General features: G+C 37.9%; 27 protein-coding genes and 1 other RNA gene. 18 read left to right on the plus strand and 10 right to left on the minus strand.

Going from position 1 to position 26961, the window contains the following annotated elements; genetic code table 11:
• Positions 1 to 807 carry a DNA ligase gene (locus tag HMPREF2813_RS03425; protein WP_014550904.1) on the minus strand — a complete coding sequence of 269 codons (807 nt, stop codon included), beginning with the start codon at positions 805 to 807 and terminating at the stop codon, positions 1 to 3.
• Between the two features lie 205 nt (positions 808 to 1012).
• On the opposite strand from HMPREF2813_RS03425, the gene lpcA reads away from it, so the two are divergent.
• From lpcA to HMPREF2813_RS03455, 6 genes are all read left to right on the plus strand, one after another.
• Positions 1013 to 1597 (plus strand): D-sedoheptulose 7-phosphate isomerase, encoded by a 585-nt coding sequence (lpcA, locus tag HMPREF2813_RS03430; RefSeq protein WP_014550905.1) that lies wholly within the window; start codon positions 1013 to 1015, stop codon positions 1595 to 1597.
• A 126-nt stretch (positions 1598 to 1723) separates the two neighbouring features.
• The gene (gene artP, locus HMPREF2813_RS03435; RefSeq protein WP_014550906.1) at positions 1724 to 2455 is read left to right on the plus strand and encodes an arginine ABC transporter ATP-binding protein ArtP; all 732 of its coding nucleotides are present in this window, start codon (positions 1724 to 1726) and stop codon (positions 2453 to 2455) included.
• A 16-nt stretch (positions 2456 to 2471) separates the two neighbouring features.
• Positions 2472 to 3191, plus strand: coding sequence for a lysine/arginine/ornithine ABC transporter substrate-binding protein (locus HMPREF2813_RS03440; RefSeq protein WP_014550907.1), 720 nt, complete (start codon positions 2472 to 2474; stop codon positions 3189 to 3191).
• 3 nt (positions 3192 to 3194) lie between these two features.
• On the plus strand, positions 3195 to 3860 hold the full coding sequence (gene artQ / locus HMPREF2813_RS03445; protein ID WP_014550908.1) for an arginine ABC transporter permease ArtQ: 666 nt from the start codon (positions 3195 to 3197) through the stop codon (positions 3858 to 3860).
• Entirely contained in the window at positions 3860 to 4543 is a 684-nt protein-coding gene (artM, locus tag HMPREF2813_RS03450) for an arginine ABC transporter permease ArtM (RefSeq protein WP_014550909.1), read from the plus strand. Before artQ ends, artM begins: the two co-directional genes overlap by 1 nt.
• 92 nt (positions 4544 to 4635) lie before the next feature.
• Complete coding sequence (locus HMPREF2813_RS03455; protein WP_224056787.1) at positions 4636 to 5055, plus strand: YadA C-terminal domain-containing protein; 420 nt, start codon at positions 4636 to 4638, stop codon at positions 5053 to 5055.
• A gap of 35 nt (positions 5056 to 5090) precedes the next feature.
• Here HMPREF2813_RS03455 and HMPREF2813_RS03460 read toward each other — a convergent pair whose 3' ends face one another.
• The 4 genes from HMPREF2813_RS03460 to HMPREF2813_RS03475 form a co-directional block, all read right to left on the minus strand.
• Complete coding sequence (locus HMPREF2813_RS03460; protein WP_005647500.1) at positions 5091 to 5603, minus strand: opacity family porin; 513 nt, start codon at positions 5601 to 5603, stop codon at positions 5091 to 5093.
• A 50-nt stretch (positions 5604 to 5653) separates the two neighbouring features.
• On the minus strand, positions 5654 to 6169 hold the full coding sequence (locus tag HMPREF2813_RS03465) for a SprT family zinc-dependent metalloprotease (protein WP_005667437.1): 516 nt from the start codon (positions 6167 to 6169) through the stop codon (positions 5654 to 5656).
• 294 nt (positions 6170 to 6463) lie between these two features.
• Complete coding sequence (gene metK, locus HMPREF2813_RS03470) at positions 6464 to 7618, minus strand: methionine adenosyltransferase (RefSeq protein ID WP_005667439.1); 1155 nt, start codon at positions 7616 to 7618, stop codon at positions 6464 to 6466.
• Between the two features lie 84 nt (positions 7619 to 7702).
• Complete coding sequence (locus tag HMPREF2813_RS03475; protein WP_014550911.1) at positions 7703 to 8284, minus strand: anthranilate synthase component II; 582 nt, start codon at positions 8282 to 8284, stop codon at positions 7703 to 7705.
• Between the two features lie 41 nt (positions 8285 to 8325).
• Between HMPREF2813_RS03475 and HMPREF2813_RS03480 the strand changes: the two genes are divergently transcribed.
• Positions 8326 to 9312 carry an aminodeoxychorismate synthase component I gene (locus HMPREF2813_RS03480; RefSeq protein ID WP_014550912.1) on the plus strand — a complete coding sequence of 329 codons (987 nt, stop codon included), beginning with the start codon at positions 8326 to 8328 and terminating at the stop codon, positions 9310 to 9312.
• A complete protein-coding gene (locus HMPREF2813_RS03485) occupies positions 9312 to 9878 on the plus strand; it encodes an aminotransferase class IV family protein (RefSeq protein WP_014550913.1) in 567 nt (188 codons plus the stop codon). Before HMPREF2813_RS03480 ends, HMPREF2813_RS03485 begins: the two co-directional genes overlap by 1 nt.
• A 39-nt stretch (positions 9879 to 9917) precedes the next feature.
• Here HMPREF2813_RS03485 and HMPREF2813_RS03490 read toward each other — a convergent pair whose 3' ends face one another.
• A complete protein-coding gene (locus HMPREF2813_RS03490) occupies positions 9918 to 10262 on the minus strand; it encodes a DUF496 family protein (RefSeq protein WP_005653635.1) in 345 nt (114 codons plus the stop codon).
• A gap of 190 nt (positions 10263 to 10452) precedes the next feature.
• On the opposite strand from HMPREF2813_RS03490, the gene serC reads away from it, so the two are divergent.
• Positions 10453 to 11541 carry a 3-phosphoserine/phosphohydroxythreonine transaminase gene (serC, locus tag HMPREF2813_RS03495; protein WP_014550914.1) on the plus strand — a complete coding sequence of 363 codons (1089 nt, stop codon included), beginning with the start codon at positions 10453 to 10455 and terminating at the stop codon, positions 11539 to 11541.
• Positions 11542 to 11630: 89 nt separating this feature from the next.
• Positions 11631 to 12731 (plus strand): histidinol-phosphate transaminase, encoded by a 1101-nt coding sequence (gene hisC / locus HMPREF2813_RS03500; RefSeq protein ID WP_014550915.1) that lies wholly within the window; start codon positions 11631 to 11633, stop codon positions 12729 to 12731.
• Positions 12732 to 12807: 76 nt separating this feature from the next.
• Here hisC and grxD read toward each other — a convergent pair whose 3' ends face one another.
• Both grxD and ompA read right to left on the minus strand, forming a co-directional pair.
• Positions 12808 to 13131: a Grx4 family monothiol glutaredoxin gene (gene grxD / locus HMPREF2813_RS03505; protein ID WP_014550916.1), complete on the minus strand. Its 324-nt coding sequence runs from the start codon at positions 13129 to 13131 to the stop codon at positions 12808 to 12810.
• Between the two features lie 147 nt (positions 13132 to 13278).
• Positions 13279 to 14358 carry a porin OmpA gene (gene ompA, locus HMPREF2813_RS03510; protein ID WP_070646977.1) on the minus strand — a complete coding sequence of 360 codons (1080 nt, stop codon included), beginning with the start codon at positions 14356 to 14358 and terminating at the stop codon, positions 13279 to 13281.
• 381 nt (positions 14359 to 14739) lie between these two features.
• Here ompA and HMPREF2813_RS03515 point away from each other — a divergent pair, with 381 nt between their 5' ends.
• The 7 genes from HMPREF2813_RS03515 to cydC all read left to right on the plus strand — a co-directional run bounded on the left by HMPREF2813_RS03515 (position 14740) and on the right by cydC (position 24739).
• Entirely contained in the window at positions 14740 to 17823 is a 3084-nt protein-coding gene (locus HMPREF2813_RS03515) for a D-2-hydroxyglutarate dehydrogenase YdiJ (protein WP_014550918.1), read from the plus strand.
• A gap of 13 nt (positions 17824 to 17836) precedes the next feature.
• Positions 17837 to 18253 (plus strand): hotdog fold thioesterase, encoded by a 417-nt coding sequence (locus HMPREF2813_RS03520; protein ID WP_014550919.1) that lies wholly within the window; start codon positions 17837 to 17839, stop codon positions 18251 to 18253.
• Positions 18250 to 19221 carry a ferrochelatase gene (hemH, locus tag HMPREF2813_RS03525; RefSeq protein WP_014550920.1) on the plus strand — a complete coding sequence of 324 codons (972 nt, stop codon included), beginning with the start codon at positions 18250 to 18252 and terminating at the stop codon, positions 19219 to 19221. Before HMPREF2813_RS03520 ends, hemH begins: the two co-directional genes overlap by 4 nt.
• Before the next feature lie 79 nt (positions 19222 to 19300).
• The gene (locus tag HMPREF2813_RS03530) at positions 19301 to 20158 is read left to right on the plus strand and encodes a co-chaperone YbbN (protein WP_014550921.1); all 858 of its coding nucleotides are present in this window, start codon (positions 19301 to 19303) and stop codon (positions 20156 to 20158) included.
• A gap of 73 nt (positions 20159 to 20231) precedes the next feature.
• Positions 20232 to 21188: a thioredoxin-disulfide reductase gene (gene trxB, locus HMPREF2813_RS03535; RefSeq protein ID WP_014550922.1), complete on the plus strand. Its 957-nt coding sequence runs from the start codon at positions 20232 to 20234 to the stop codon at positions 21186 to 21188.
• Positions 21189 to 21248: 60 nt separating this feature from the next.
• Positions 21249 to 23009, plus strand: a complete 1761-nt coding sequence (gene cydD, locus HMPREF2813_RS03540) for a heme ABC transporter permease/ATP-binding protein CydD (RefSeq protein WP_014550923.1) — start codon at positions 21249 to 21251, stop codon at positions 23007 to 23009.
• Positions 23009 to 24739, plus strand: coding sequence for a heme ABC transporter ATP-binding protein/permease CydC (gene cydC / locus HMPREF2813_RS03545; protein ID WP_014550924.1), 1731 nt, complete (start codon positions 23009 to 23011; stop codon positions 24737 to 24739). The genes cydD and cydC overlap by 1 nt, the downstream gene beginning before the upstream one ends.
• A gap of 20 nt (positions 24740 to 24759) precedes the next feature.
• Here cydC and ffs read toward each other — a convergent pair.
• Positions 24760 to 24858, minus strand: an RNA gene (gene ffs / locus HMPREF2813_RS03550) — signal recognition particle sRNA small type.
• A 128-nt stretch (positions 24859 to 24986) separates the two neighbouring features.
• Here ffs and nrdG point away from each other — a divergent pair.
• Complete coding sequence (nrdG, locus tag HMPREF2813_RS03555; RefSeq protein ID WP_005661333.1) at positions 24987 to 25454, plus strand: anaerobic ribonucleoside-triphosphate reductase-activating protein; 468 nt, start codon at positions 24987 to 24989, stop codon at positions 25452 to 25454.
• A 99-nt stretch (positions 25455 to 25553) separates the two neighbouring features.
• On the opposite strand, the gene HMPREF2813_RS03560 is transcribed toward nrdG, so the two are convergent.
• Complete coding sequence (locus HMPREF2813_RS03560; RefSeq protein ID WP_048946876.1) at positions 25554 to 26876, minus strand: L-cystine transporter; 1323 nt, start codon at positions 26874 to 26876, stop codon at positions 25554 to 25556.
• Positions 26877 to 26961: the final 85 nt, after the last annotated feature.

Raw genomic sequence — 26961 nt, forward strand, 5'->3', positions numbered from 1 at the left:
TCATTTTCTCTCTCGCCAATAGGTTGCAAATCGAGGTTTTCCACTATTTGTAAGACCTCGATATTTATAAGTAATTACAGATCCTATCGGAGGGGAATTTTCTCGTTCGTTTAAGTTAAAACCCGAACCGATTTTAAATTCTCCCCGATGATTTTTACAAGTTAAAGCACCCATCACATTTTCAAATTGTCCTTTGCCTTTATGGTGTGCAATAACTGTACATTCTTCATCTCGTGCTGTTTTTAATTTTAAAATTTGTGAGCTTCGCTTACGTTCATAAGGTGCATTGGGGTTGCGTACAACAACGCCCTCGCCTTGCAAATTTTCGACTTGTGCAAGAAATTGATATAAATGGGTTTTATCTTTAACAGGAATTTGCTCAATAATTTCAATATAAGTTGTGGGATGTTCGACTAAATACGCTTTCAATTTAGCTAAACGCTCAAATAAATTCCCCTCTGCATCAGGCACATCAAAAACATACAATTTAAGTTTTTCCCAACCCTCGCCTTTGAAAGATTTTGTGATGGATGAAATTTCCTCAAAATGATTTCGCTCACTAAATAATTCGCCATCAATCGCAAAAGGCGGAAAATCCTTAATGAAATAGGCGGGCGGCGATAAAGGTTGCCCTTGTCGGGTTAATAATTGCTTTCCATTCCAATAACCGCGTACGCCATCTAACTTTTCAGACATTACCCAACCCTCTATGGGTTGATTATTGTAGGTATGAAGAAGCATTAAATCTGAGTTAGCAAAAGCAAAAGAACTCGCCAAGAAAAGTAACAAAGTGCGGTAAAATTTCATTGTGTTTTTGAAAATTAAAAGGCTAATAAGTTTACGCAAGATAAACATATCTTGAAAAATCCCCAACCATTCAAACTTATTTTTTCGATCTAAATCGCAAAAAATCATCATTTCATCGAAAAAAGATGAATTTTTATTTACGCTAGCGAAGAATCTTCATCTGCTATACAATGCCATCGCGATTTTATGCTAAAAGGAGCAATCAATGTATTTAGATCAAATCAAAGCAGAACTTGTGGAAGCACAAGATGTGTTAAACAAATTTATTGCTGATGAAAATAACATTAAATTAATTCAAGAAGCCGCATTATTAATTTCCAACAGTTTCAAGCAAGGCGGAAAAGTGCTTTCTTGTGGTAATGGCGGTTCGCACTGTGATGCGATGCATTTTGCAGAAGAATTAACGGGTCGTTATCGTGAAAATCGACCTGGTTATCCCGCTATTGCGATTTCAGATGCAAGCCATTTAAGCTGTGTAAGTAATGATTTTGGCTATGAATATGTATTTTCACGCTATGTTGAAGCGGTGGGTCAAAAAGGCGATGTATTATTCGGTTTATCAACTTCAGGTAATTCAAAAAATATCTTAAATGCTATTGAAGCGGCAAAAGCAAAAGGAATGAAAGTGATTGCGATGACAGGCAAAGATGGCGGAAAAATGGCAGGATTAGCAGATGTTGAAATTCGCGTACCCCATTTCAGTTATGCAGATCGTATTCAAGAAATCCATATCAAAGTCATTCATATTTTAATGATGTTAATTGAGTTTGAAATGGCAAAACAAGCCTAAAGTGCGGTTGATTTCAATCAAGTTTTTAAAATCCCAAATTTTTTTGGGATTTTTTATTAATAGCATTTGCATAATTATGCATAAAAATGTAATATTTTTTCATCTTATAAAGCATAGAGAAGAAAAATGGCTATTCGTGTTAAAAATCTCAATTTCTTTTACGGTTCATCACAAGCGTTATTTGATATTAACCTTGAAGCTGAAGAGGGCGATACCGTTGTGTTGCTGGGCCCAAGTGGCGCAGGCAAAAGCACATTAATTCGCACATTAAATTTGTTAGAAGTGCCAAAATCTGGCGAATTAAGCATTACAAACAATGAATTTAATTTATCCAATGCAATGGCAAATCCCAAAGCAATCAGACAATTACGCCAAGATGTAGGAATGGTGTTTCAACAATATCATCTTTGGCCGCACTTAACGGTAATTGAAAACTTAATTGAAGCACCAATGAAAGTGCGTGGTGTGAGTGAAAGTGAAGCGAAAACTGATGCAATGGAATTGTTAAAACGTTTACGTTTAGAACAACTTGCTGATCGCTTTCCATTACATTTGTCAGGTGGGCAACAACAACGTGTTGCAATAGCGCGCGCACTGATGATGAAGCCACAAGTTCTATTATTTGATGAACCAACGGCTGCATTAGATCCAGAAATTACAGCACAAGTTGTAGATATTATTAAAGAATTACAAGAAACTGGCATTACGCAAGTGATTGTGACCCACGAAGTCAATGTGGCGCAAAAAGTGGCGACAAAAGTCGTCTATATGGAACAAGGTAAAATCGTCGAAATGGGATCGGCTGATTGCTTTGAAAATCCGAAAACCGAACAATTTAAACACTATCTTTCTCACTAGAAATAAGGAGCTTACGATGAAAAAAACATTATTAACTGCCATTTTATTGGGGTCATCTATTGCTGCAGGCGCACAAGAACTCACTTTTGCAATGGAACCTAGCTATCCACCATTTGAAACCACAAATGAAAAAGGCGAAATTATCGGCTTTGATGTTGATGTGGCGAATGCAATTTGTCAAGAAATTCAAGCAACCTGTAAATTCAAGAGCGAAACCTTTGATGCGTTAATTCCAAATTTAAAAGCAAAACGTTTTGATGCAGCAATTTCCGCCATTGATATTACTGATGCTCGTGCAAAACAAGTGCTATTCTCTGATCCATATTACGACAGCACAGCAAGCTATGTTGCTCTTAAAGGCAAAGCAACTTTAGAGAGCGCAAAAAATATAGGTGTTCAAAATGGCACAACATTCCAACAATACACCGTAGCGGAGACCAAGCAATATACTCCAAAATCCTATTCAACTTTACAAAATGCTATTTTAGACTTAAAGAGCGGTCGGATTGATATTATTTTTGGCGATACCGCAGTGCTTTCCGATATGATTTCCAAAGAGCCAGAAATTCAATTTATAGGCGAAAAAGTAACCAATAAAAAATATTTTGGTAACGGGATAGCGATTGCAATGCACAAATCAAACAAAGATTTGGCGGCACAACTAAATAAAGGTTTAGCTGCAATTAAAGCGAATGGCGAATACCAAAAAATCTATGATAAATGGATGACAAAATAATTTATGTTTTCTGACTTTCTTTCTTTAATGTTTACCGCTGCCCTAATGACTTTAGGGCTTGCGGTCTGTTCATTGATCTTAGGCTTATTTTTAAGCCTTATTTTTGTCGCACTTGAAGCAAATCGTTTTGTTGGCAAGCCGATGACAGTATTTGTGGCATTATTACGTGGCTTACCCGAAATTATTGTTGTATTACTTGTCTATTTTGGTTCTACTGAATTAGTCGAAATGCTAACTGGCGAATACATCGAATTTGGGGCATTTGGCTGTGGTGTGCTTGCGCTTTCTCTTATTTTTGCAGCTTATGCTTCACAAACATTACGTGGTGCAATTCAAGCCATACCAAAAGGACAATGGGAATCAGGTGCAGCGTTAGGCTTAAGCAAAAGCTATACGTTCATTCATATTGTTATGCCACAAGTATGGCGTCACGCCTTACCTGGTTTAAGCACCCAATGGCTTGTATTGCTAAAAGATACGGCATTGGTTTCATTAATTGGTGTGGACGATTTGATGCACCAAGCGGATCTGATTAATACCAATACTCATCAACCCTTTACTTGGTACGGTATTGCTGCGTTAATTTATTTAGCGGTAACATTAATTAGCCAAGTTGGTATTCGAAAATTAGAGCTGCGTTTTACTCGTTTTGAAAGGGGCATGAAATAATGTTTCAAGAATATTTAAGCGTGATCGTACAAGGGATTCCAACGAGTTTACTACTCACAGTCGTATCCTTATTGATTGCTTTCTTTTTAGCCTTATTTCTTACTTTTTTACTTTCAATGGAAAATAAATGGGTAAAAAGTGCGGTCAATTTATACCTTACTTTATTCACAGGCACGCCACTGTTAGTACAGTTCTTTTTAATTTATGCGGGGCCTGGTCAATTTCAATGGATTATTGACAGCCCATTATGGTTTTTCTTATCCAATGCGTGGTTCTGTGCCACATTAGCTTTAGCACTAAACAGTGCAGCTTATTCCACCCAATTATTTCACGGTGCAGTAAAAGCCATTCATAAAGGACAATGGGAAAGTTGTGCAGCGTTAGGATTAAGCCGATTACAGACACTCAAAATCTTAATTCCTTATGCCTTAAAACGTGCGTTGCCTTCTTACAGTAACGAAATTATTTTGGTATTTAAAGGAACGGCATTAGCATCCACCATTACGATTATGGATATTATGGGTTACGCACGCCAACTTTATGGTACAGAATATGATGCAATCACAATTTACGGCATTGCGGGTGGTATCTATTTAATTATCACAGGCATTGCAACATTATTACTACGTAAATTAGAGAAAAAAGTATTGGCATTTGAACGTTTTGAAGTAAGCAAAGCATAAAGTGCGGTAAAATTTTTAGTGATTTTAAATCCCAATCTCCGTTGGGATTTTTTATTTTGTGATCTTGATCACATATTTTTGATATTAAGCCATTGGAAAATGCTTATAAAACAGAGCGTCAAAATTATGCTGATTTGGCAGAATTACGTAATATTCTTTACGATTTGCCGAAAAAAAAAGAGGAAGTTGCTAGGTTAAAAAGCAATATGGAAAAGTTGAAAACCGCAGCTAATCCAAATCAAGCTAAGATTGACAACGCAACTAAATCTTATGAAACAGCTAAAAATGAATTAGTTTCAACTTGGAAAGGCACTGCGGGTTCGGTTTCAGTGGGGAATAAAATAAGAGGCATAACCCGCCAAATTACTGGCATAGCTGCAGGGACTTATCGAGGACAATCTGCCGTTGCAGCTGGAGTCCGTTATACGCCTAAACCAAATATGGTAATTAGCCTTTCTGGCTCTGCTGATACCAATAACGGTGATTGTTTTAAACGATCACCGTTAAATTAAAGTGTTTTATAAAAAAGATTTTTATATTCTAAAAATTAGAACCCGTACCCCACACCAACTTTTGCACCATAGTTATTAACTTTGGTACTATCAAAATTACCTAAACGATTGTACTCAACTCCACCATTTGCGTACCAGTTGCCATCTAACTTATATTTTGCACCTGCTACAACCCCATATCCGAGCTTAATATCAGAAGAACTTTTAAACTTTTGTTCTGCGCGATTGGTGTATTTAAATTGATTAGTCGCTACACGAGCACCAACATAAGGTTGCACTTTAGAATTCGTGTCAAAATCATATAATACTGATGCACCTAAACCTTGAATTTTTGTGCCATCAACTTTTCCATGATGAGTATAATCACCCGCAACACGTGTATTTCCTACTTTATAACCCACGGATACGCGAGGTTCAACTCTTGTATTGTTACTACCGTTTGCTTTAGTTTGAGATAAACCGATATCGCCCTCAGCATAAATATTCGCATTTGCAACAGAAGCAAAGGCAAATGCACCAACAATAACTGCTAATAAAGATTTTTTCATTGGATAACTCCTTTATTTATTGAATAAATTGGAAAAATATATCACAAAAATTATTCTTCATCATCGACAAAAACTAATTTTCCCTTACATTTTTTACACAAATATTCGATGTTTTCTTTCATTATTTTGTTATGCCGACGAATAGTTAGAAAATGGGTTTGGCAAGCACAACGATATTCAAAGGTTTTACCTTGCACGTTTTTTATATCAAATTGATGGCAAGTGTCTGCGGGAAGCTTAAAAATTTCATTCATTACAAGCTGCCACTCTTTCCCGTGTGGTTTTACGCGACCAAACATTTGATACACAATCAAATGCGCAAGCTCATGTGGCACGACTTGTCGAATAAATTCATCCGTATTTTCTTGCAATAAAGTGCGGTTAAATTTTATTTCATTTTTTTGTAGGTAAGCCACGCCTGCCTTTATACCTCGTAACTCATAATTTACCTCTGGCATTGTAAATTTTCGCTTAAAATAAGCCTCTGCAAGCAGCAAAGACTGATTCAATTTGCGTTGCACTTGCATTTTTAAATGACGGAATGGAATAAGTGATATTGATGTCATCGGTAAAAGCAAAAACCGCTAGATAAGCGGCTTTTATATGATAGAATAACCAGTGGTTGGTCAGGTACGTTATTGCCTGACTGGCGGGTCAGGCAGTAACTCAATCTCGATCAGCTTTGTTTAACAACTCTGAAAGGAGATAGCCTTATGATAAAAATCATCTTAATGATTATTATCGGGTTCTTGTTGCTGTCCTTTAGCTCCCCAGCTTGGTAGCAACCTAAACCAACTAAGGCAACAAGAAACCTTGTTGCCTTTTCAATATAAGCCTTTCAAACTAAAAATTCAAGCCTATTATTTTAAACCTGCCGCAATACGTAAATCTTCTGCGCGATCCACTTTTTCCCAAGGGAATTGCTCACGACCGAAATGGCCATAAGCCGCCGTTTCACGATAGATTGGTTGGATTAAATCTAACATTTTAATTAAGCCATAAGGACGTAAATCAAAAAACTCACGAACTAATGACACTAATAATTCATTTGCAACTTTTCCAGTTCCAAAGGTTTCGACCATGATAGATGTTGGATCAGCCACACCAATCGCATAAGAAAGTTGGATTTCACAACGATCTGCTAAACCAGCTGCCACAATATTTTTTGCGACATAACGTGCAGCATAAGCCGCAGAACGATCTACTTTAGATGGATCTTTTCCTGAGAATGCGCCACCACCGTGACGAGCGGCACCACCGTAAGTATCCACGATGATTTTACGGCCAGTTAAACCACAATCACCCATTGGCCCACCGATAACAAAACGACCAGTCGGGTTAATGAAGAATTTTGTTTCTTTAGAAAGCCATTCACTTGGTAATACAGGTTTGATAATTTCTTCCATCACACCTTCATGTAAATCTTTTTGGCTAACTTCTTCAGAATGTTGAGTAGAAAGCACAACCGCATCCACACCAACAATTTTATTATCTTCATATTTTAACGTAACTTGGCTTTTCGCATCTGGGCGTAACCATGCTAATTTACCGCTTTTACGCACTTCAGCTTGTTTTTCCATTAAGCGATGAGCATAAGTAATGGCTGCAGGCATTAATACATCCGTTTCATTGGTGGCATAACCAAACATAATACCTTGGTCGCCTGCGCCTTGATCTAATGGATTTTCACGATCAACGCCTTGATTAATATCTGCAGATTGTTTACCAATCGCATTAAGCACCGCACAAGAATGCCCATCAAAACCCATTTCAGAATGTTCATAACCAATATCACAAATCACTTTACGGGTTAAATTCTCAATATCAACCCACGCAGAGGTTGTGATTTCCCCACCCACCAATGCCATACCCGTTTTTACATAGGTTTCACAAGCTACTCGTGCTTTTGGATCTTGTTTTAGGATTTCATCAAGTACCGCATCAGAAATTTGATCGGCAATTTTATCTGGATGCCCTTCAGAGACAGATTCAGATGTAAATAAATAGCTAGACATATTTTCTCTCTTTTTCTTCTAAATTTAGATGTATTGACGTATAGACGGCTATAATACGCATTTTTGCTTAATAAGCAAGCGGTATTATGGGGTAGTTGTGGGATGAATCGCCAACCAATTACGCAAAATTTGCTCGCCAAAGTCTGACATATAAGATTCTGGATGAAACTGGACACTATAAATTGGCAAAGATTTATGTTGCATTGCCATCACTACATCTTCATCACAAAGTGCGGTGATTTCTAGGCAGCTAGGAAAATCTTCTTCCTGTACGCCCCAAGAATGATATAGTCCGATATTAAATTCAGTTGGAAGATCAAAAAACAATGGAGAATTTGACCGCACTTTTAATGTTCGTTTCTGCCCGTGACGAACATTCTCTAAGTTATACAATGTACCACCAAAAAATTCACATAAGGTTTGATGCCCTAAACACACACCTAAAATAGATTTTTGCTGATAATATTTTTCCAACATGGAAAAAAGTTGTGGATAAGCGCGTGGCACATCGGGTCCTGGCGAAATCAATATATGGCTATAATTTTCCGCTGTATTTTCTTTCAAATCTTCTACGTTTAAAACATCATAAGGCACATTTAATTTTCGAATTAAATCCACCAAGTTAAAAGTAAAAGAATCGTGATTATTAATGATGAGTAATTTCATAACAGTTCGGTATTCGTTATAATCAGGTCATTTTACGCAAAATGGCACAAAGCACAATGCAACATTTTATTGAACAGGCTAATCATTATGGCAAACAACGCACTCCATTTTTCTTTCTTATTGATTTTGAAAAAGAAAAACCATTGATTTGTCCTCTCGAAAATTCTGCACAACAAGGCATTTATTTTGATATTTTAGGCAAAAGAAATCTCACAATTTCTCCACGACCTCTCCCTCTTAATTTTACCAAACATCCAATGCCTTTCTCGCATTATCAACAAGGTTTTGAACTTGTTCAAAGTGAATTACAAAAAGGTAATTCTTATTTATTAAATCTCACCTACCCCACTGAAATTTCAGGTAAGCTGTCACTTGAACAAATTTTTCATCAAACCAATGCACCTTATAAATTGTGGTTACAAGATCAATTCGTTTGCTTTTCGCCTGAATGTTTTGTCAATATTCATGACAACAATATTTTTACCTATCCCATGAAAGGGACAATTAATGCCTCTCTGCCCGATGCAGAAAATCAGTTACTCACAAATGAAAAAGAACAACGCGAGCATTACACGATTGTTGATTTGATGCGTAATGATTTATCCATGGTGGCAAAAAACATTCAGGTGAAAAAATTTCGTTATATCGATCGTATCAAGACCCAGAAAGGCGAAATACTGCAAACCAGTTCTGAAATTTACGGAAAATTGAATGAAAACTGGCAAAATCAAATTGGGGATATTTTAGAGAAACTGTTGCCTGCTGGGTCTATTAGCGGCGCACCAAAAGAAAAAACCACACAAATTATTCAGCAAGCAGAAAAACAAAAGCGCGATTATTACACGGGAATTTTTGGCATATTTGATGGCAAAACACTACAAAGTGCGGTGGCAATTCGATTTATTTCTCAAGTAGATGAAAAATTTTATTTTCATAGTGGAGGTGGAATTACCATTCATAGCAATGTGCAAGATGAATATGAAGAATTATTAGAAAAAGTCTATTTACCGATTGAAGGTGCTGATTAATGTTCCCTCTATTTGAAACCCTTTGTATTGAAAACGGGAAAATTCAAAATATCGATTTACACCAAGTGCGATATGAACGTAGTTTGCGTGAATATTATGGTAAAAGTGCGGTGAAAATTTTTAATCTTTTTTCACTCATTCAACTTCCAACGCCTTTACAAAATCAATTAATTCGCTGCCGCATTGATTACAATGCCGAAACCACACAAATTCAATATTTTGAATACCAACGAAAAATCTACCGCACTTTTCAACCTGTAATTTGTGATGACATTGAATATAGTTTGAAATATTTAGATCGCAGTTTAATTAATACATTATTTGCTCGACGTGGTGCTTGTGATGAAATTATGATTATCAAAAATGGAAAAGTGACAGATTGTTCCATCGGTAATTTAATTTTTCGCCAAGGAAAAAAATGGTACACGCCAGACACGCCATTGCTTTTAGGCACACAACGAGAAAAATTATTACAAGAAGGGAAAATTCAAGAACGCACAATATTCCAAGAAGATATTGTCAATTTTGACGAAATTAAAATCATTAACGCAATGAATAGCTTATAAAAAATAAGCCGACTGATTCAGTCGGCTCTAGTTATCCTATTATTTTTCAGCGTTTTTCAATAATTCTGCGTGTGCTTTTTTCTGTTCTTTCATTTTCGTACTCGCTTCACGGCGTTGCTTAGAAAGTTCAGCATTGCGAATTGTGTAATCATCCACACGGCTTTCATAATCATCACGCATACTTTCAATAATTCCGCGTACTTCTGCAATAGTCATATCATCACGAATATATTGATTTAAATTATCCAATAACAATATGCGTTTTTGGTTATCGCGAATCTTACGATTATTGTCTTCCATATCTCGTTTAATTCTATTTTTTAAACGATACATACGCACGTATTCCAACACATCTTGAAAAGATTGTTTATTCACAATTTCCATAACAACTCCCTTTAAAATAAATAAAATGACTGTGCCGTAATTTAGCTTTTTTTTAATCAATCGTCAAAATTTACCCTCTATTTTATGAATGATAGAAAGAATTTTTTTGATTTCAGTAAAAAGCATTGATTATCGATTTTTGTAGTGATAAAAAAGACATCATTATTTTCATAAAAACCAAGGAAATACAATGTCACAAGTCTTTAATTTTAGCGCAGGCCCTGCGATGATTTTCCCAGAAGTGTTGCAAAAAGCACAAAATGAACTTACAAACTGGCTCAATCAAGGTGTTTCTGTAATGGAAATAAGCCATCGCGGAAAGTATTTTATGGAACTCGTTACCCAAGCGGAAAAAGATCTACGTGAGGTTTACAATATTCCTGATAACTATCGTGCACTTTTCTTACAAGGTGGCGCTCGCGGTCAATTTGCCGCAATTCCGATGAACTTAATCGGTAAAAAAGGCAAAGCCCTTTATTTAAATAGTGGGCATTGGTCAGCTACAGCGGCAAAAGAAGCAAGAAATTTTGCAGAAATTGATGAAATCACTATTGTAGAAAATGGCGAACAGACTCGAATTACCGATCTTGATTTTAGCCATATCGCTGATCAATATGACTACGTTCATTATTGCCCGAATGAAACTATCAGTGGTGTAGAGATTTTTGATGTACCAAATGTGGGCGATGCCGTATTGGTCGCTGATATGTCTTCAAATATTCTTTCACGCCAAATCGATATCAGTAAATTCGGTGTAATTTATGCAGGTGCGCAAAAAAATCTTGGCCCAGCGGGTATTACATTAGTCATTATTCGCGATGATTTAATCGGTAATACACGTAAAGAAACCCCATCTATTTGGAATTATGCAACTCAACGTGATGCAGATTCAATGATCAACACGCCTCCAACTTTTGCGTGGTATTTATGTTCCCTCGTATTTAAACATCTTAAAGAAATAGGCGGCTTAGAAATAATCGAAAAACGTAATGCACTAAAAGCACAAACGCTTTATGATTATATTGATTCGAGCAAACTTTACCGCAATGTGGTAGCAAAAGAAAACCGCTCAACAATGAATGTGACTTTCATCACAGGTAATCCTGAATTAGATGCAAAATTTGTCGCAGAGTCTACTGCTGCGGGCTTGCAAGCCTTGAAGGGTCATAAGGTTTTAGGTGGAATGCGTGCATCTATTTATAACGCAATGTCGCAAGATGGTGTTGAAGCACTGATTACATTTATGAAAAAATTTGAAACTAAAAATCTTCCTCAATAATTAAAGAACATTTTCAATGGGCGCATTTACTATGCTCACATTTATTTGAAAATTCATACTAACCCACATCAATATTTATAAATAAAACTATGCAGTACATCAAAATTGCCAATCGTGGCGTAAAATCCTTATCCCCTTATCAAGCAGGCAAACCTATTGAAGAATTAGAACGAGAACTTGGTATTTCCAATATCGTTAAACTTGCCTCAAACGAAAACCCATTTGGTTTTCCAGAAAGTGCAAAAAAAGCAATTTTTGAACAATTAGATAAACTAACTCGTTATCCAGATGCGAATGGCTTTGAACTAAAACAAACTATCGCAAAAAAATTTGGCGTTCAACCGAATCAAATTACGCTTGGAAATGGCTCAAATGATTTATTAGAACTTTTTGCTCACACTTTCGCAACGGAAGGCGATGAAATCATTTATTCACAATATGCCTTTATTGTTTATCCTTTAGTAACTAAAGCGATTAATGCAATTGCAAAAGAAATTCCAGCTAAAAATTGGGGGCATAATTTACAAGGATTTTTGACCGCACTTTCTGATAAAACAAAGCTCGTTTACATTGCTAATCCCAATAATCCAACGGGTAATTTTTTAACATCGCAAGAAATTGAAGATTTTTTAGCAAAAGTCCCTCAAAATGTAATCGTGGTATTAGATGAAGCCTACACGGAATTTACCAAAGCTGAAGAACGAGTAAACTCTTTCAGTTTATTAAAAAAATATTCAAACTTAATTATTTCACGCTCTCTTTCTAAAGCCTATGGCTTGGCAGGTTTACGCATTGGTTATGCGGTATCTAATTCTGAAATCGCAGATTTATTAAATCGAGTTAGACAACCATTTAATTGTAATTCTTTGGCATTAACCGCTGCCGTTGCCGTAATGAATGATGATGAATTTGTTGAAAAAGTCGCTGAAAATAATCGAGTAGAAATGCGACGTTATGAAGACTTTTGTCAAAAAAATCAATTGGATTATATTCCCTCTAAAGGAAATTTTATAACCATTGATTTCAAACAACCTGCCACTTCGATTTATGATGCGTTGTTACGAGAAGGTGTAATTGTTCGCCCAATTGCTGGTTATGGTATGCCAAATCATTTACGCATAAGTATTGGTTTACCTGAAGAAAACGATAAATTTTTTACCGCACTTTCTAAGGTATTAAAGTTTGCTTAATCTATTATTCAATAATGAAAGGTAAATTTATTATATAAAAAACCCGCTTATTGCGGGTTTTATTTTTCTAATGTAATTAAGCGTGTTTTGCTGCCACTTCAGCTAATAAAGTTTGCAATTCGCCTGCTTGATACATTTCTAAAATAATATCGCAACCACCAACTAATTCTCCCTCAACCCATAATTGTGGGAAAGTTGGCCAATTTGCATATGTTGGTAACTCAGCACGAATATCTGGATGTTGCAAAATATCTACATAACCAAAAGGCACTTTGCAATTCATTAATGCCTCAGATGCACGAGCAGAAAAACCACAAGATGGAAATTTTGGCGAACCTTTCATATAAATAAGAATGGGGTTTTCACTAATTTGCTTTTTGATCTTGTCTAAGGTTTCCATAATGTTTCCTATAAATAAACGAGGTAAGCATTCTATCACAAGTTAAAACTTGATTAAAATGCTTGGTTTTAGTTTCATTTAAAACAAAAGGCCTAAACCGAAGTTTAAGCCTTTTCCTGTATTTAATCTTTCGTTAAACGACTAAAATTATTTAGTACCGTTTACTGCGATTTCTACACGACGGTCTGGAGCAAGACAAGCGATAAGTGCTTTACGACCTTTAACTTGGTCACAAGTTGCGCCAGTTACTGGGTTTGCTTCACCGTAACCAGTTGCAGAGATTGCGTCTGCTGCAACACCTTTAGCAACAAAGTAGTTAGCTACTGAATCTGCACGTTCTTGAGAAAGTTTTACGTTGAACGCGTCAGAACCAATACGGTCAGTGTAACCAGCAACAGCTACTTTTGCACTTTTAACTTGTGAAATTTCGCCATAGACGCTGTCTAATGTTGCTTGTGCTTGAGGTTTTAAGTTTGCTTTACCAAATGCGAAAGTTACATCAGAATTTAAGCTGAAAGTTTTGCTTACCATTTCAGGTGCTGCAACAACTGGTGCTTCGCCTTGACCGAAACGGTAAGAAATACCCGCATTGATAGAACCAATCCAAGGGTTGTAGTTAATTGCGGTATTTGGTTTATCTTGAGGGCGGTATTTACCTACGCGAGTTAGCCATTGGTATTCTAAACGAACTGCTAATTCTGGTAATACTGCGTATTCTGCACCTACTGCAAATAAACCAGAGGCACGTGCTGTGTGACGACCTTTCTTGTGGTCACGAGTACCGTTTGCATCTTCATAAAATTTATAATCAGAACGTACTAAAGCAACACCTGCTTTGCCATAAACATCTAAACCGTCTAACACTTCATAGCTGCCTTTTAAGCTTAAGTGCGCACCGTGGTTAGTATGTTTAGCTTTAGGTTTTCCTGCTAAACGAAGTTTTGCTCGACCAAAATTGTCGTAACCTAATTCAGCAGCTAAACCAAAATTATCTTGATTTAAAATTTGGTAACCACCAAATACACCATAAGTGAAAGTATTGCGTCTGTAACCATAACTAGCAGATGTTAAATCCTCTTTAATTGCGCCATTATTGTTAATACCATCATGGAAAGATCCTTGACCAGCTTTAACACCAGCGTAGAAGGTATTTTCTTGTGGAGCTGCTTGAGCTACTGAAGCTGCTGCTAAGCCAGCAACTACTAATGCGATTGCAGTTTTTTTCATTTTGATGTCCTCTATTTAGTCATCGAATAGTAATAAAAAATTATTCCCGTTTAGACCGAACTTTTAATCAAAGTTATCTTCTAAACAGTCACTTAACGAGGGTTTGAATTTGCCTCATTGCTACCTTTTGACAAATTCAATTCCTTTGCTTATGTTTACCCCAAAGGAACGTTCAAAAGTGCACTTATTATCCTATAAAAATTGAAAAGATCAAATTCTTTTGAGTGTTTTGACTATTATTTAATCAAACAACATCATTTTCTTGACTAAATTCACTCCATAAAATGCCTCCCCAAAACGCTTAAAATCTAATTCGACATTGTTCGCACCTTAAGATATTATCAAGAACCTGCCGTTTTACCTTCAAATGAGTTAAATACTATGTTGCCAAGTCTAAATCGCATTCCTCAAATTGAACAATATGTACTTGATTATCTTAATGATCTTCAACGCCAACATTTTGAGGGAGATATTGCGACAAATTATTCGGATAGATTAAGCCTGGCTACGGATAACAGCGTTTATCAACAACTTCCACAAGCGATTCTTTTTCCGAAAACTGTAGCTGATATAGTGCGTATAACCAAATTGGCAAATTTACCTGAATATCAATCGATCAGCTTTACGCCTCGCGGCGGTGGCACTGGCACTAATGGTCAATCCCTTAATAACAATATAATAGTGGATCTTTCTCGTCATATGACTGCCATTTTAGAACTCAATGTAAAAGAATGCTGGGTTCGAGTACAAGCAGGCGTAGTAAAAGATCAACTTAATCAATTTTTAAAACCACATGGCTTATTCTTTGCCCCAGAACTGTCCACCAGCAACCGAGCGACTTTAGGCGGAATGATTAATACGGATGCCTCTGGGCAAGGCTCATTGCAATATGGTAAAACCTCTAATCACGTTTTGGCGTTACGTGCAGTATTAATAAATGGCGAAATTTTAGATACAAGTGCGGTCAATTCTGTTGATGTTTTAGAAAACATTTATGTGCTTGAATTAAGCGATAGTAGCAAAAAGCTCCATCAAACAATCGCACAACACTGCAAAGAAAAAAGAGCGGCAATCATTAAAGATTTGCCACAACTTAACCGTTTTTTAACGGGATACGATCTCAAAAATGTATTCAATGAAGATGAAAGTGAATTTAATCTTACGAGAATTCTCACTGGTTCTGAAGGTTCTCTCGCATTTATTTGCGAAGCCAAACTCAATCTTCTGCCAATTCCGCAGTATCGCACGCTCATCAATATTAAATATCGTTCTTTTGATGCGGCATTACGCAATGCACCTTTTATGGTCAAAGCCAATGCGCTTTCTGTGGAAACTGTTGATTCCAAAGTCTTAAACCTCGCCAAACAAGATATTATTTGGCACTCTGTGAATGAACTTCTGACAGAAGATGAAGAAGATCCAATCCTCGGATTAAATATTGTGGAATTTGCTGGTAATAATAAAGAAAAAATAGACCGCCAAGTCACCGCACTTTGTCGCTCACTTGATGAAAAAATCGAACACAACCAAGATCACATTATTGGCTATCAAGTTTGTTCTGATTTACCTTCTATTGAACGTATTTATGCAATGCGAAAAAAAGCCGTGGGCTTACTTGGTAATGCAAAAGGTGCTGCCAAACCGATTCCTTTCGTGGAAGATACTTGTGTCCCCCCAGAAAATCTTGCGGATTACATCAGTGAATTTCGCGCTTTATTAGACCAGCACAATTTACAATACGGCATGTTTGGGCACGTGGATGCTGGTGTGTTACACGTTCGCCCTGCGCTTGATTTATGCGATAAAGAACAAGTGAAATTATTCAAACAAATTTCAGATGAAGTGGCAGAACTTACGATTAAATATGGTGGATTACTTTGGGGAGAACATGGAAAAGGCGTGCGTTCCCATTACGGCGAAAAATTCTTTACCCCAGAACTCTGGCACGAACTTCGTTATATCAAAACCTTATTCGATCCGAACAATCGCTTAAATCCTGGCAAAATCTGTACACCTTTGGATTCCAAAGAGGAACTTTATTCTATTCTTTCGCCGATGCGAGCTGATAAGGATCGCCAAATTCCTATCCAAGTGCGTGATGAATTTAAGGGTGCGATGAACTGCAATGGAAACGGCTTATGTTTCAATTTTGATGAACACAGCATTATGTGCCCATCGATGAAAGTCAGTAAAAACCGTGTATTTTCGCCGAAAGGTCGTGCAGCCATGGTTCGAGAATGGCTTCGATTGATGGCGAATGAAAATGTTTCGTCCGAACAATTAGACTTCCGTAAAACAGAAATAAAACTAACCGCACTTGTAAAAAGACTCAGCAATACGGTTCAAAAATGGCGAGGCAATTATGATTTTTCTCACGAAGTAAAAGCCGCAATGGATACTTGCCTTGCTTGTAAAGCCTGTGCGAGCCAATGCCCGATTAAAATCGATGTGCCAAGTTTCCGCGCGAAATTCTTTCATTTCTATCACAGCCGCTACTTACGCCCCGCAAAAGACCACGTTGTGGCAAATTTAGAAATCGCTGCGCCTTATATGGCAAAACAGGCAAAATTCTTTAATTATTTTACCAAGCTGAAAGTCACGCAAACATTAGTGGAAAAAACGCTAGGCATGACCGATTTGCCCTTGCTTTCTGAACCCAATTTGCAACAACAGCTGGTGGAAATTCATTATCAAGGCAAATCCTTGGAAGAATTGGAAAGTCTAAGTGCGGTAGAAAAAACCGATATTTTATTTATTGTGCAAGATCCTTATACCTCTTACTATGATGCGAAAGTGGTACGCGATTTTGTTATGCTTACGCAGGAATTAGGCTTTACACCAATTCTGTTGCCATTTAAACCAAACGGCAAAGCAATGCACATTAAAGGTTTCTTAAAACGCTTTAGCAAAACAGCACAAAACCAAGCCGAGTTTTTAAATCGAATGGCAAAATTAGGCATTCCACTTGTAGGCGTTGATCCAGCCATCGTGCTATCTTATCGAGACGAATACAAAGAAGCACTACAAGAAAAACGGGGCGACTTTCACGTTCTCACCGCACACGAATGGTTAAAACAAAGATTACAAAATGCGGATTTACAAGAGAAGTTAAAAAACATCGCCAAAACTGACCGCACTTTCGATTGGTATTTATTCCCGCATTGTACGGAATCTACTTTTATGCCGAATAGTCCAAAAGAATGGCAAGAAATTTTTGGAAGATTTGGACAACAACTTAATGTAGAAAAAGTAGGATGTTGCGGTATGGCTGGTGTATTTGGACATGAAGTGCAAAATCAAAAAATGAGCCGAGAAATCTACGATGTATCCTGGCATAAAAAACTGCATGAAAAAGATCCGCACTTTTGTTTAGCAACTGGTTATTCTTGCCGCAGTCAGGTAAAACGTTATGAACATGTGGTGTTAAAACACCCTGTGCAGGCATTATTAGAAATTTTAGCGTAATGAAAGGAACATCATGATTTGGCAAAAAAACTTCACGCTCAAAAACTTAAATCAACTCTGCTCCAACAGTGCAGTTAGCCATCTTGGCATTGAAATTTCTGCGTTTGGCGAGGATTGGATTGAAGCGACAATGCCAGTGGATCATCGTACTATGCAGCCGTTTTGCTTATTACATGGCGGGGTTTCGGTTGCTTTAGCTGAAACAATTGGTTCCCTTGCGGGTTCGCTTTGTTTAGAAGAAGGCAAAACTGCGGTTGGATTGGATATTAACGCCAATCATCTTCGCCCTGTTCGTTCAGGTAAAGTGACTGCGAGAGCCACGCCAATTAATTTGGGCAGAAATATCCAAGTTTGGCAAATTGACATCCACACAGAAGAGAATAAACTTTGTTGTGTTTCTAGATTAACCCTTTCCGTAATCAATTTATGACAAAATCCGCAAAAATCGGCGTATTACTTGCCAATCTAGGCACACCAGATAGCCCGACACCGAAGTCAATCAGCCGTTATTTATGGCAATTTTTAACGGATCCTCGCGTGGTAGATTTACCCCGTTGCAAATGGTATCCACTACTTAAAGCCATTATTTTGCCATTGCGTTCAAAACGTATCGCCAAAAATTATCAAGCCATTTGGACAGCGCAAGGCTCGCCTTTACTTGCCATTTCAAGACAACAAAAAGACGCATTGCAAGCCTATTTAGATAAGCAAAATATCGATACACAAGTAGAAATTGCCATGACGTACGGCAATCCATCAATACAAAGTGCGGTGAAGAACTTGCTTAAAAATCAAGTTGAGCGAATTATTGTTTTGCCTCTTTATCCGCAATACTCTAGCTCAACCACGGGCGCAGTATTTGATGCTTTCGCTAATGCCCTTAAAGAAGAACGAGGATTAGTGCCTTTTGATTTCATCCATTCTTATCATATTGATGAAAATTACATTAACGCCTTAGCAAACTCCATAAAAGTGAGGTTAAAATCTGATGAGTTTTTACTATTTTCTTATCACGGTATTCCTCTGCGTTATGAAAAAATGGGCGATTATTATCGTGAACATTGTAAACAAACGACTATTGCAGTTGTTAATAAGCTAGGCTTAACAGAAAACCAATGGGGAATGACGTTTCAATCGCGCTTTGGGCGTGAAGAATGGCTACAGCCTTACACCGATAAATTTTTAGAATCAGCTGCAACACAGAACATTCAAAAAATTGCCGTTATTTGCCCGGGTTTCTCCGTAGATTGTTTAGAAACCATTGAAGAAATTGACAAAGAAAATCGAGAAAATTTTCTAAAAAATGGCGGGCAATCTTATCAATATATTCCCGCACTTAATGTAGAGCATGCACATATTGAAATGATGGCGAAACTAATCATAGAAAAACTTGCTTAATAATCGAAATGGTAAAACGTTTCTAAAATCTTCCGCACTTTGCTAAAATCAGCCATTATTTTTTTCACAAGGATAAAACATGGCTGATTTTCCTTTTATCGTTGAGATCAACGAACAAAATCTTACTGAAATACTGCAACAATCCTTAGAAAAACCACTTGTCATCAATTTTTACGCGCCAACACATAAAGAATCGGCAGATTTTTTGGCACTACTTGAGCAAGTTACAGAACAATATCAAGGGCAATTTGTTCTTGGAAAAGTAAATTGTGAAAAAGAGCAAATGATTGCTGCACAATTCCGCATCCAAGCATTGCCAACTACCTATTTGTTTCAAGAAGCACAGGCATTAGATGCATTTCCAGGAGCTCTTAATAAAGCGTCATTAATCCAACGATTAAGCATTATTTTACCTAAAGAAGAAGATTTAAAATTCCAGCAAGCATTAGATTTCTTGCAAGTAGAAAATTATGAGGCAGCATTGCCATTATTGAAAGATGCATGGGAACTTTCTGATAAGAAAAACAGTGATATTGCCCTGCTCTATGCGGAAACCTATATTGCAATGAAGAAAACGGAGCCAGCACAAGAAATTTTAAATCAAATTCCATTGCAAGATCGTGATAGCCGTTGGCACGGATTACAAGCACAAATTGAGCTACAAATTCAAGCAGCCGATACACCTGAAATCCAACAATTACAAGCTGATTATGCTAAAAACCCAACAGCTGAAATTGCAATAAAACTTGCTGTACAACTTCATCAAGCTGGACGAAATGAAGAAGCACTGACACTACTTTTCGGCATTTTAAAAACAGATTTAAGCGCGCAGAATGGCGAAGTGAAACAACAATTTTTATCTATTTTAAGCGCAATGGGCAATGCTGATCCGCTGACAAATAAATTTCGTCGATTGCTTTATTCGCTGCTTTATTAAGCAAAAAGTTTATAATCAGTAAAATGCAACTTATTGCATTATATTATTACTTAACTACAAACAAGGATTCTTTATGTCAGATACCAAACACGCAAAACTTTTAATTTTAGGCTCAGGCCCTGCTGGTTATACAGCAGCCATTTACGCAGCACGTGCAAACTTAAAACCAGTATTGGTGACTGGTTTGCAACAAGGTGGGCAGCTGACCACTACAGATGAAATTGAGAACTGGCCAGGCGATTTTGAGATGACTACTGGTTCAGGTTTAATGCAACGTATGTTGCAACATGCAGAAAAATTTGAAACAGAAATCGTCTTCGATCATATCAATCGCGTAGATTTATCTTCTCGCCCATTCAAACTTTTTGGCGATGTGCAAAATTTCACTTGTGATGCGTTAATTATCGCAACGGGTGCCTCTGCACGCTATATTGGCTTACCTTCAGAAGAAAACTACAAAGGTCGTGGCGTTTCTGCTTGTGCAACCTGTGATGGTTTCTTTTATCGTAATAAACCAGTCGGTGTAATTGGTGGTGGAAATACAGCGGTGGAAGAAGCGCTTTACTTAGCCAATATTGCAAGTACAGTGCATTTAATCCACCGTCGCGATAGCTTCCGTGCGGAAAAAATCCTTATCGACCGTTTATACAAAAAAGTAGAAGAAGGGAAAATCGTTCTTCATACTGACCGCACTTTAGATGAAGTGTTGGGTGACAACATGGGCGTAACCGGATTACGTTTAGCCAACACAAAAACTGGGGAGAAAGAAGAACTCAAATTAGATGGTTTATTCGTGGCGATTGGTCACTCGCCAAATACGGACATTTTCCAAGGGCAACTAGAATTGAATAATGGCTATATCGTTGTAAAATCTGGTCTTGAAGGAAATGCAACAGCCACTTCTGTGGAAGGCGTGTTCGCAGCTGGCGATGTCATGGATCACAATTATCGCCAAGCCATTACCTCCGCGGGAACTGGTTGTATGGCAGCATTGGATGCAGAACGCTATTTAGACTCTCAAGAAGCATAAATCTTCTAACCAATTCCCCTCTTTTAAAGAGGGGAACTTTCTCTATATCACGATAAAACTATGAACAAACTTCGCCAAAAATATTTACAAAAATGGCTTCGCGCACAACAAGAACCTATCAAAAAATTAATGCGTGTGAACATTGTCTTAGCTACGCTTTCTTCATTCATTTTAGTCGCACAAACTTATTTTCTTGCGACGTTGCTCGATAAATTGATTATACAAAATGTGCCTCGTGATGAACTTATTCCTTATTTTCTCGGGCTAATTATCGGCTTCGGGATGCGTGCTATTATTTTATGGGCACGCGAAAAAATAGGTTTCCAAAGCGGACAATTATTACGCAACCATATTCGTCAAAAAATTCTGGATAAAATCCATCTTGTCGGCCCTGCGACAATCAATCAAAAACCAGCTGGAAGTTGGGCAAGCATTATGTTGGAACAAGTTGAAAACTTACATAATTTCTATGCCCGTTTTCTGCCCCAACAAAGTCTTTCAGCCATTGTTCCAGTGGTTATTTTCATTGCTGTATTTCCCTTGAACTGGGCGGCAGGCTTAATCTTAATGATTACCGCACCGCTTGTTCCTCTGTTTATGATCATTGTCGGTATTGCTGCGGCTGACAACAGCCAAAAAAATATGGATACCCTTTCTCGCCTCAGTGCCCAATTTTTAGATCGCTTACGCGGTTTGGAAACCTTGCGTCTTTTTAACCGCACTTCTGAACAAACTGAGCATATTGAAAATGCCACTGAAGATTTCCGTGAAACCACAATGGATGTGCTAAAACTCGCTTTTCTCTCTTCTGCCGTATTGGAATTTTTTACCTCTATTTCCATTGCACTGATGGCGGTCTATTTTGGTTTTAGCTACTTAGGTCAAATTGAATTTGGTACCTATAATGCACCGCTTACACTTTTCACAGGTTTCTTTTGTTTAATTCTTGCACCTGAATTTTATCAACCCTTACGCGATCTGGGCACTTATTACCACGACCGCGCAGCAGGTATTGGTGCCGCAGATGCCATTGTTGATTTCTTAGAATCCGATTATTTAACCGTTCATCAAAATGAAAAAACAATTTCTTTAGAAAGTGCGGTTGAAATTTCTGCCGAAAATTTAGTGGTGCTTTCGACACAGGGTTCAGCATTAACCAAGCCGTTAAACTTCCAAATTCCAGCAAATCACAATGTTGCGCTTGTAGGACAAAGTGGCGCAGGGAAAACCTCATTAATGAATGTAATTTTGGGCTTTTTACCTTATGAGGGCTCTCTTAAAATTAATGGGCAAGAACTTCGCGAAAGTAATCTAGCTGACTGGCGCAAACATATTGCGTGGGTAGGACAAAATCCATTGTTATTACAAGGCACAATTAAAGAAAACTTACTACTTGGCAATATTCAAGCCAACGATGAAGAAATTAATCAAGCGTTAATACGCTCTCAAGCGAAAGAATTTACCGATAAACTTGGACTTCATCACGAAATAAAAGATGGTGGATTAGGCATTTCTGTGGGACAAGCGCAACGCCTTGCCATTGCTCGGGCATTGTTACGCAAAGGCGATTTACTTCTGCTCGATGAGCCAACCGCAAGCCTAGATGCACAATCAGAAAATCTTGTTTTACAAGCATTGAATGAAGCAAGTCAGCATCAAACTACGCTGATGATTACCCACCGAATTGAAGATTTGAAACAATGTGATCAAATTTTTGTGATGCAACGAGGAGAAATAGTACAGCAAGGTAAATTTACCGAATTACAACATGAAGGTTTCTTTGCTGAACTACTCGCTCAACGACAACAGGATATCCAATAATGCACACATTACTTCCGTTTATACGTTTATTTAAATTCGCCAAATTTCCTCTTATTTTAGGCTTGGTGCTGATGATTTTAGGCTTGGGATCCAGCATGAGCTTGCTTACCGTTTCAGGCTGGTTTTTAGCCGCTACAGCCATTGCAGGACTAGGCACGCTATTTAACTTTTTCTACCCTTCAGCCAGTGTGCGAGGTTTAGCTATCGGACGAACCGTCATGCGCTATTTTGAAAAAATAGTGACGCATGATGCAACATTCCGCATTTTGTCGAAATTACGCGTACAAGTATTTGAAAAAATCATTCCTTTAAGCCCAGCGGTATTAAATCGTTATCGCAACAGCGATTTATTAAATCGTTTAGTTTCCGATGTGGATACCCTTGATAGCCTCTATTTACGTTTACTTGCGCCATTTTTCACTGCTGTATTTGTAATCATTGCCATAACGATTGGACTTAGCTTTATCAATATTCCACTCGCACTTGGTTTAGGCTTATTTTTGTTAATTTTATTAATAATTATCCCTACTGTTTTCTATCGACTAGGACAGCAATTTGGCGAACGCTTAATCCAAGCACGTGCGACCTATCGAACCCAGTTTTTAGAATTTATCCAAGCACAAGCCGAGCTTTTATTATTTAATGCGGAAGATAGATTAAAAGAAAAAATGTCAGTCACAGAAAAAACATGGCAGGAAGATCAAGCCAAAGAAGCAAAATTAAGCGGATTTTCTACCGCACTTGTTCTCTTTCTTAATGGTTTGTTGATTTCTGGAATGCTATGGTTTGCAAGTAACGCCAATTTTGGCACAGATGAATACCGCACGGCTTATATTGCACTTTTCACTTTTGCTGCACTTGCAGCCTTTGAGATCATCATGCCACTGGGTGCAGCATTTTTACATATAGGTCAAGTTATTGCGGCAGCAGAACGTGTGACCGAAATCATTGAGCAAAAACCGCTTGTTGAGTTTAATGGTAACGAGGAATTTGAAACAAAAGTGCGGTTAATTTCTGCGAAGAATTTAAATTTTTCCTATCCCGAACAAGAAACACTCGTATTAAAAAATCTTACATTAGATTTAGAACAGGGCAAAAAAATTGCTATTTTAGGCAAAACTGGAAGTGGAAAATCTTCACTTCTTCAACTTTTAGTACGCAATTATGATGCGAATCAAGGTGAGCTTTTATTGGCAGAAAAACCCATTTCCGCCTATTCAGAAGAAACATTACGCCGCCAAATTTGTTTTTTAACTCAACGTGTTCACGTATTCAGCGATACACTTCGTCAAAATTTACAATTTGCAAGTGCGGATAAAATTTCTGATGAAAAAATGATTGAAGTACTACATCAAGTTGGCTTAAGCAAATTACTTGAGCAAGAAGGAAAAGGTTTAAATCTTTGGCTTGGGGATGGCGGTCGTCCACTTTCTGGTGGGGAACAACGCCGTTTAGGTTTAGCGCGTATTTTACTCAATAATGCACCAATTTTATTGTTAGATGAACCAACAGAAGGCTTAGATCGCGAAACTGAACGTCAAATTTTACGTTTAATTCTGCAACATGCCGACAATAAAACCCTAATTATAGTCACTCACCGTCTCAGTTCAATTGAACAATTCGATAAAATTTGTGTAATTGATAACGGAAGATTAATCGAAGAAGGCGATTACAATAGTTTAATCACCAAAGAAAATGGTTTCTTTAAAAGATTGATTGAGCGAGTATGAGAAAAGGAAGTTGGGCGGAAACCTTCCCAGCTTCTTCTCGGCACACAGTAATTCCGACTTTGGCTGCTTCCTTCCAGACCTGACCGAGTAAACCAGACACCGTTGCGAGAGACCGAGAAGGTTTCCATTGATATCGCAATGCGATTGCGTGCTATTATGCAAAAATTACCGCCGTATTGCAAAGATTAATTCAAAAGTGCGGTGAATTTGGCGAGAATTTAAGCCACATTTTCAGGATTTTTATGAAATGAACTACCTCCAATACTACCCGACCGATGTGATTAATGGCGAAGGAACAAGATGCACACTTTTCGTCAGTGGCTGTACGCATGCTTGCAAAGGTTGCTACAACCAAAAAAGTTGGTCATTTTCAGCAGGTGTATTATTTGATGACGTAATGGAACAACAAATCATCAATGATTTAAAAGACACACGCATTAAACGCCAAGGTCTGACGCTTTCAGGTGGCGATCCACTTCATCCGCGCAACGTAGAAACATTACTGCCCTTTGTGCAACGCGTAAAACGAGAATGTCCCGATAAAGACATCTGGGTTTGGACGGGTTATAAGCTAGATGAATTAGACGAACAACAACGTGCTATGTTGCCTTATATTGATGTGTTAATTGATGGGAAGTTTATTCAAGAACAGGCTGACCCAAGTTTAGTTTGGCGAGGTTCCGCAAATCAAATTATTCATCGATTTAAGTTATAAAACACTGAAAAAAACCACCGCACTTTTTAGTCAAAAGTATTGAGCGATAAAAAATCTGCAACTGAATTCTCAATTGCAGATTTTTTTATTGATTTCCAGTTACTTATTTAGCAAGCGATCCGTAATCGTGCCTGCCACCATGGCACCGTTTACGTTAAGTGCGGTACGTCCCATATCGATGAGCGGTTCGATGGAAATGAGTAAACCGATTAATTCCAGTGGTAAACCTAACGTAGATAGCACGACGATAGCGGCGAATGTGGCTCCGCCACCTACGCCTGCGATGCCGAATGAAGAAATGGCGACCACGAAAATTAAGGTTAGAATGTAGCTGAAGCTAAAAGGGTCAATGCCGACCATTGGGGCGACCATTACAGCAAGCATCGCTGGATAAATGCCGCCACAGCCGTTTTGTCCGATAGTGGCACCGAATGTGGCAGCAAAGTTGGCGATGACATTGCTGTTACCTAATTTTGCGGTTTGCGTTTCAATATTTAACGGAATTGTCGCCGCACTTGAGCGAGATGTAAACGCAAAACTTAAGGTTGGCAACACTTTTTTGTAGTAATCCACAGGATTGACTTTGACGAAGAACAATAAAATGCCGTGAACCACAAACATTAAGGCAATAGCAGCGTAAGAAGCCACAATAAAATTGCCCAAATTGACAATATCCGCCCATTTTGAGGTGGCAGCCATTTTAATCATCAACGCAAACACGCCGTAAGGGGTTAAGTGAATCACAAAACGCACCAAACGCATCACTAATTTGTTTAAAGTTTCTACACCTTGTGCAATTCGTTCGCCAAGTGCTTGATCTTCTTTGCCTAAACTCAAAGCCGCCACGCCAAGTAATGCTGAGAAAATTACGACACTAATAATGGACGTTGGGTTGGCACCCGTGAGATCAGCAAAAGGATTTTTCGGAATAAAGGACACCAACATCGCAGGCACAGTTAAATTGGACACTTGCCCTGCTTTATCTAACACTTTGCCTTGAGCCGCTAATTCACGATCGCCCACGATTAATCCTGCCGCCGACACATCAAATAAATGCACCATCGCAATCCCAATTGCAGCGGAAACGGCGGTGGTAATCAGCAAGGTGGATAACACGCCAACGCTGACTTTGCCCAATGATTTGGTTTGATTGATACGAGCGATAGCAGATAAAATCGACACGAACACCAACGGCATCACGATCATCTGCAATAAACGAACATAACCGTTACTGACCACATTGATCCAATCTAAAGTTTTGTCTAACAAAGGTTTTTCAAAAGCGGATTGCAATACCGCACCAAAAAGCAAACCGAGCAATAAACCGATAAATACCGTTTGCCCTAATTTTTCGGTTTTGCGATATAGCTGTGCTAACAGCAATAAAAAAGCAATAAATATCGCCAAATTGACTAATAACATAAAAAATCTCCAAAACTGATTAAAGTGTTTGGAGACTATCAACTTCAGTAAAAATAACAAGTTTTCTTTCGTTATATTTTATACT

The sequence above is a fragment of the Haemophilus sp. HMSC066A11 genome (genome assembly GCF_001811665.1).
In the GTDB taxonomy this organism is placed as follows: domain Bacteria; phylum Pseudomonadota; class Gammaproteobacteria; order Enterobacterales; family Pasteurellaceae; genus Haemophilus; species Haemophilus influenzae.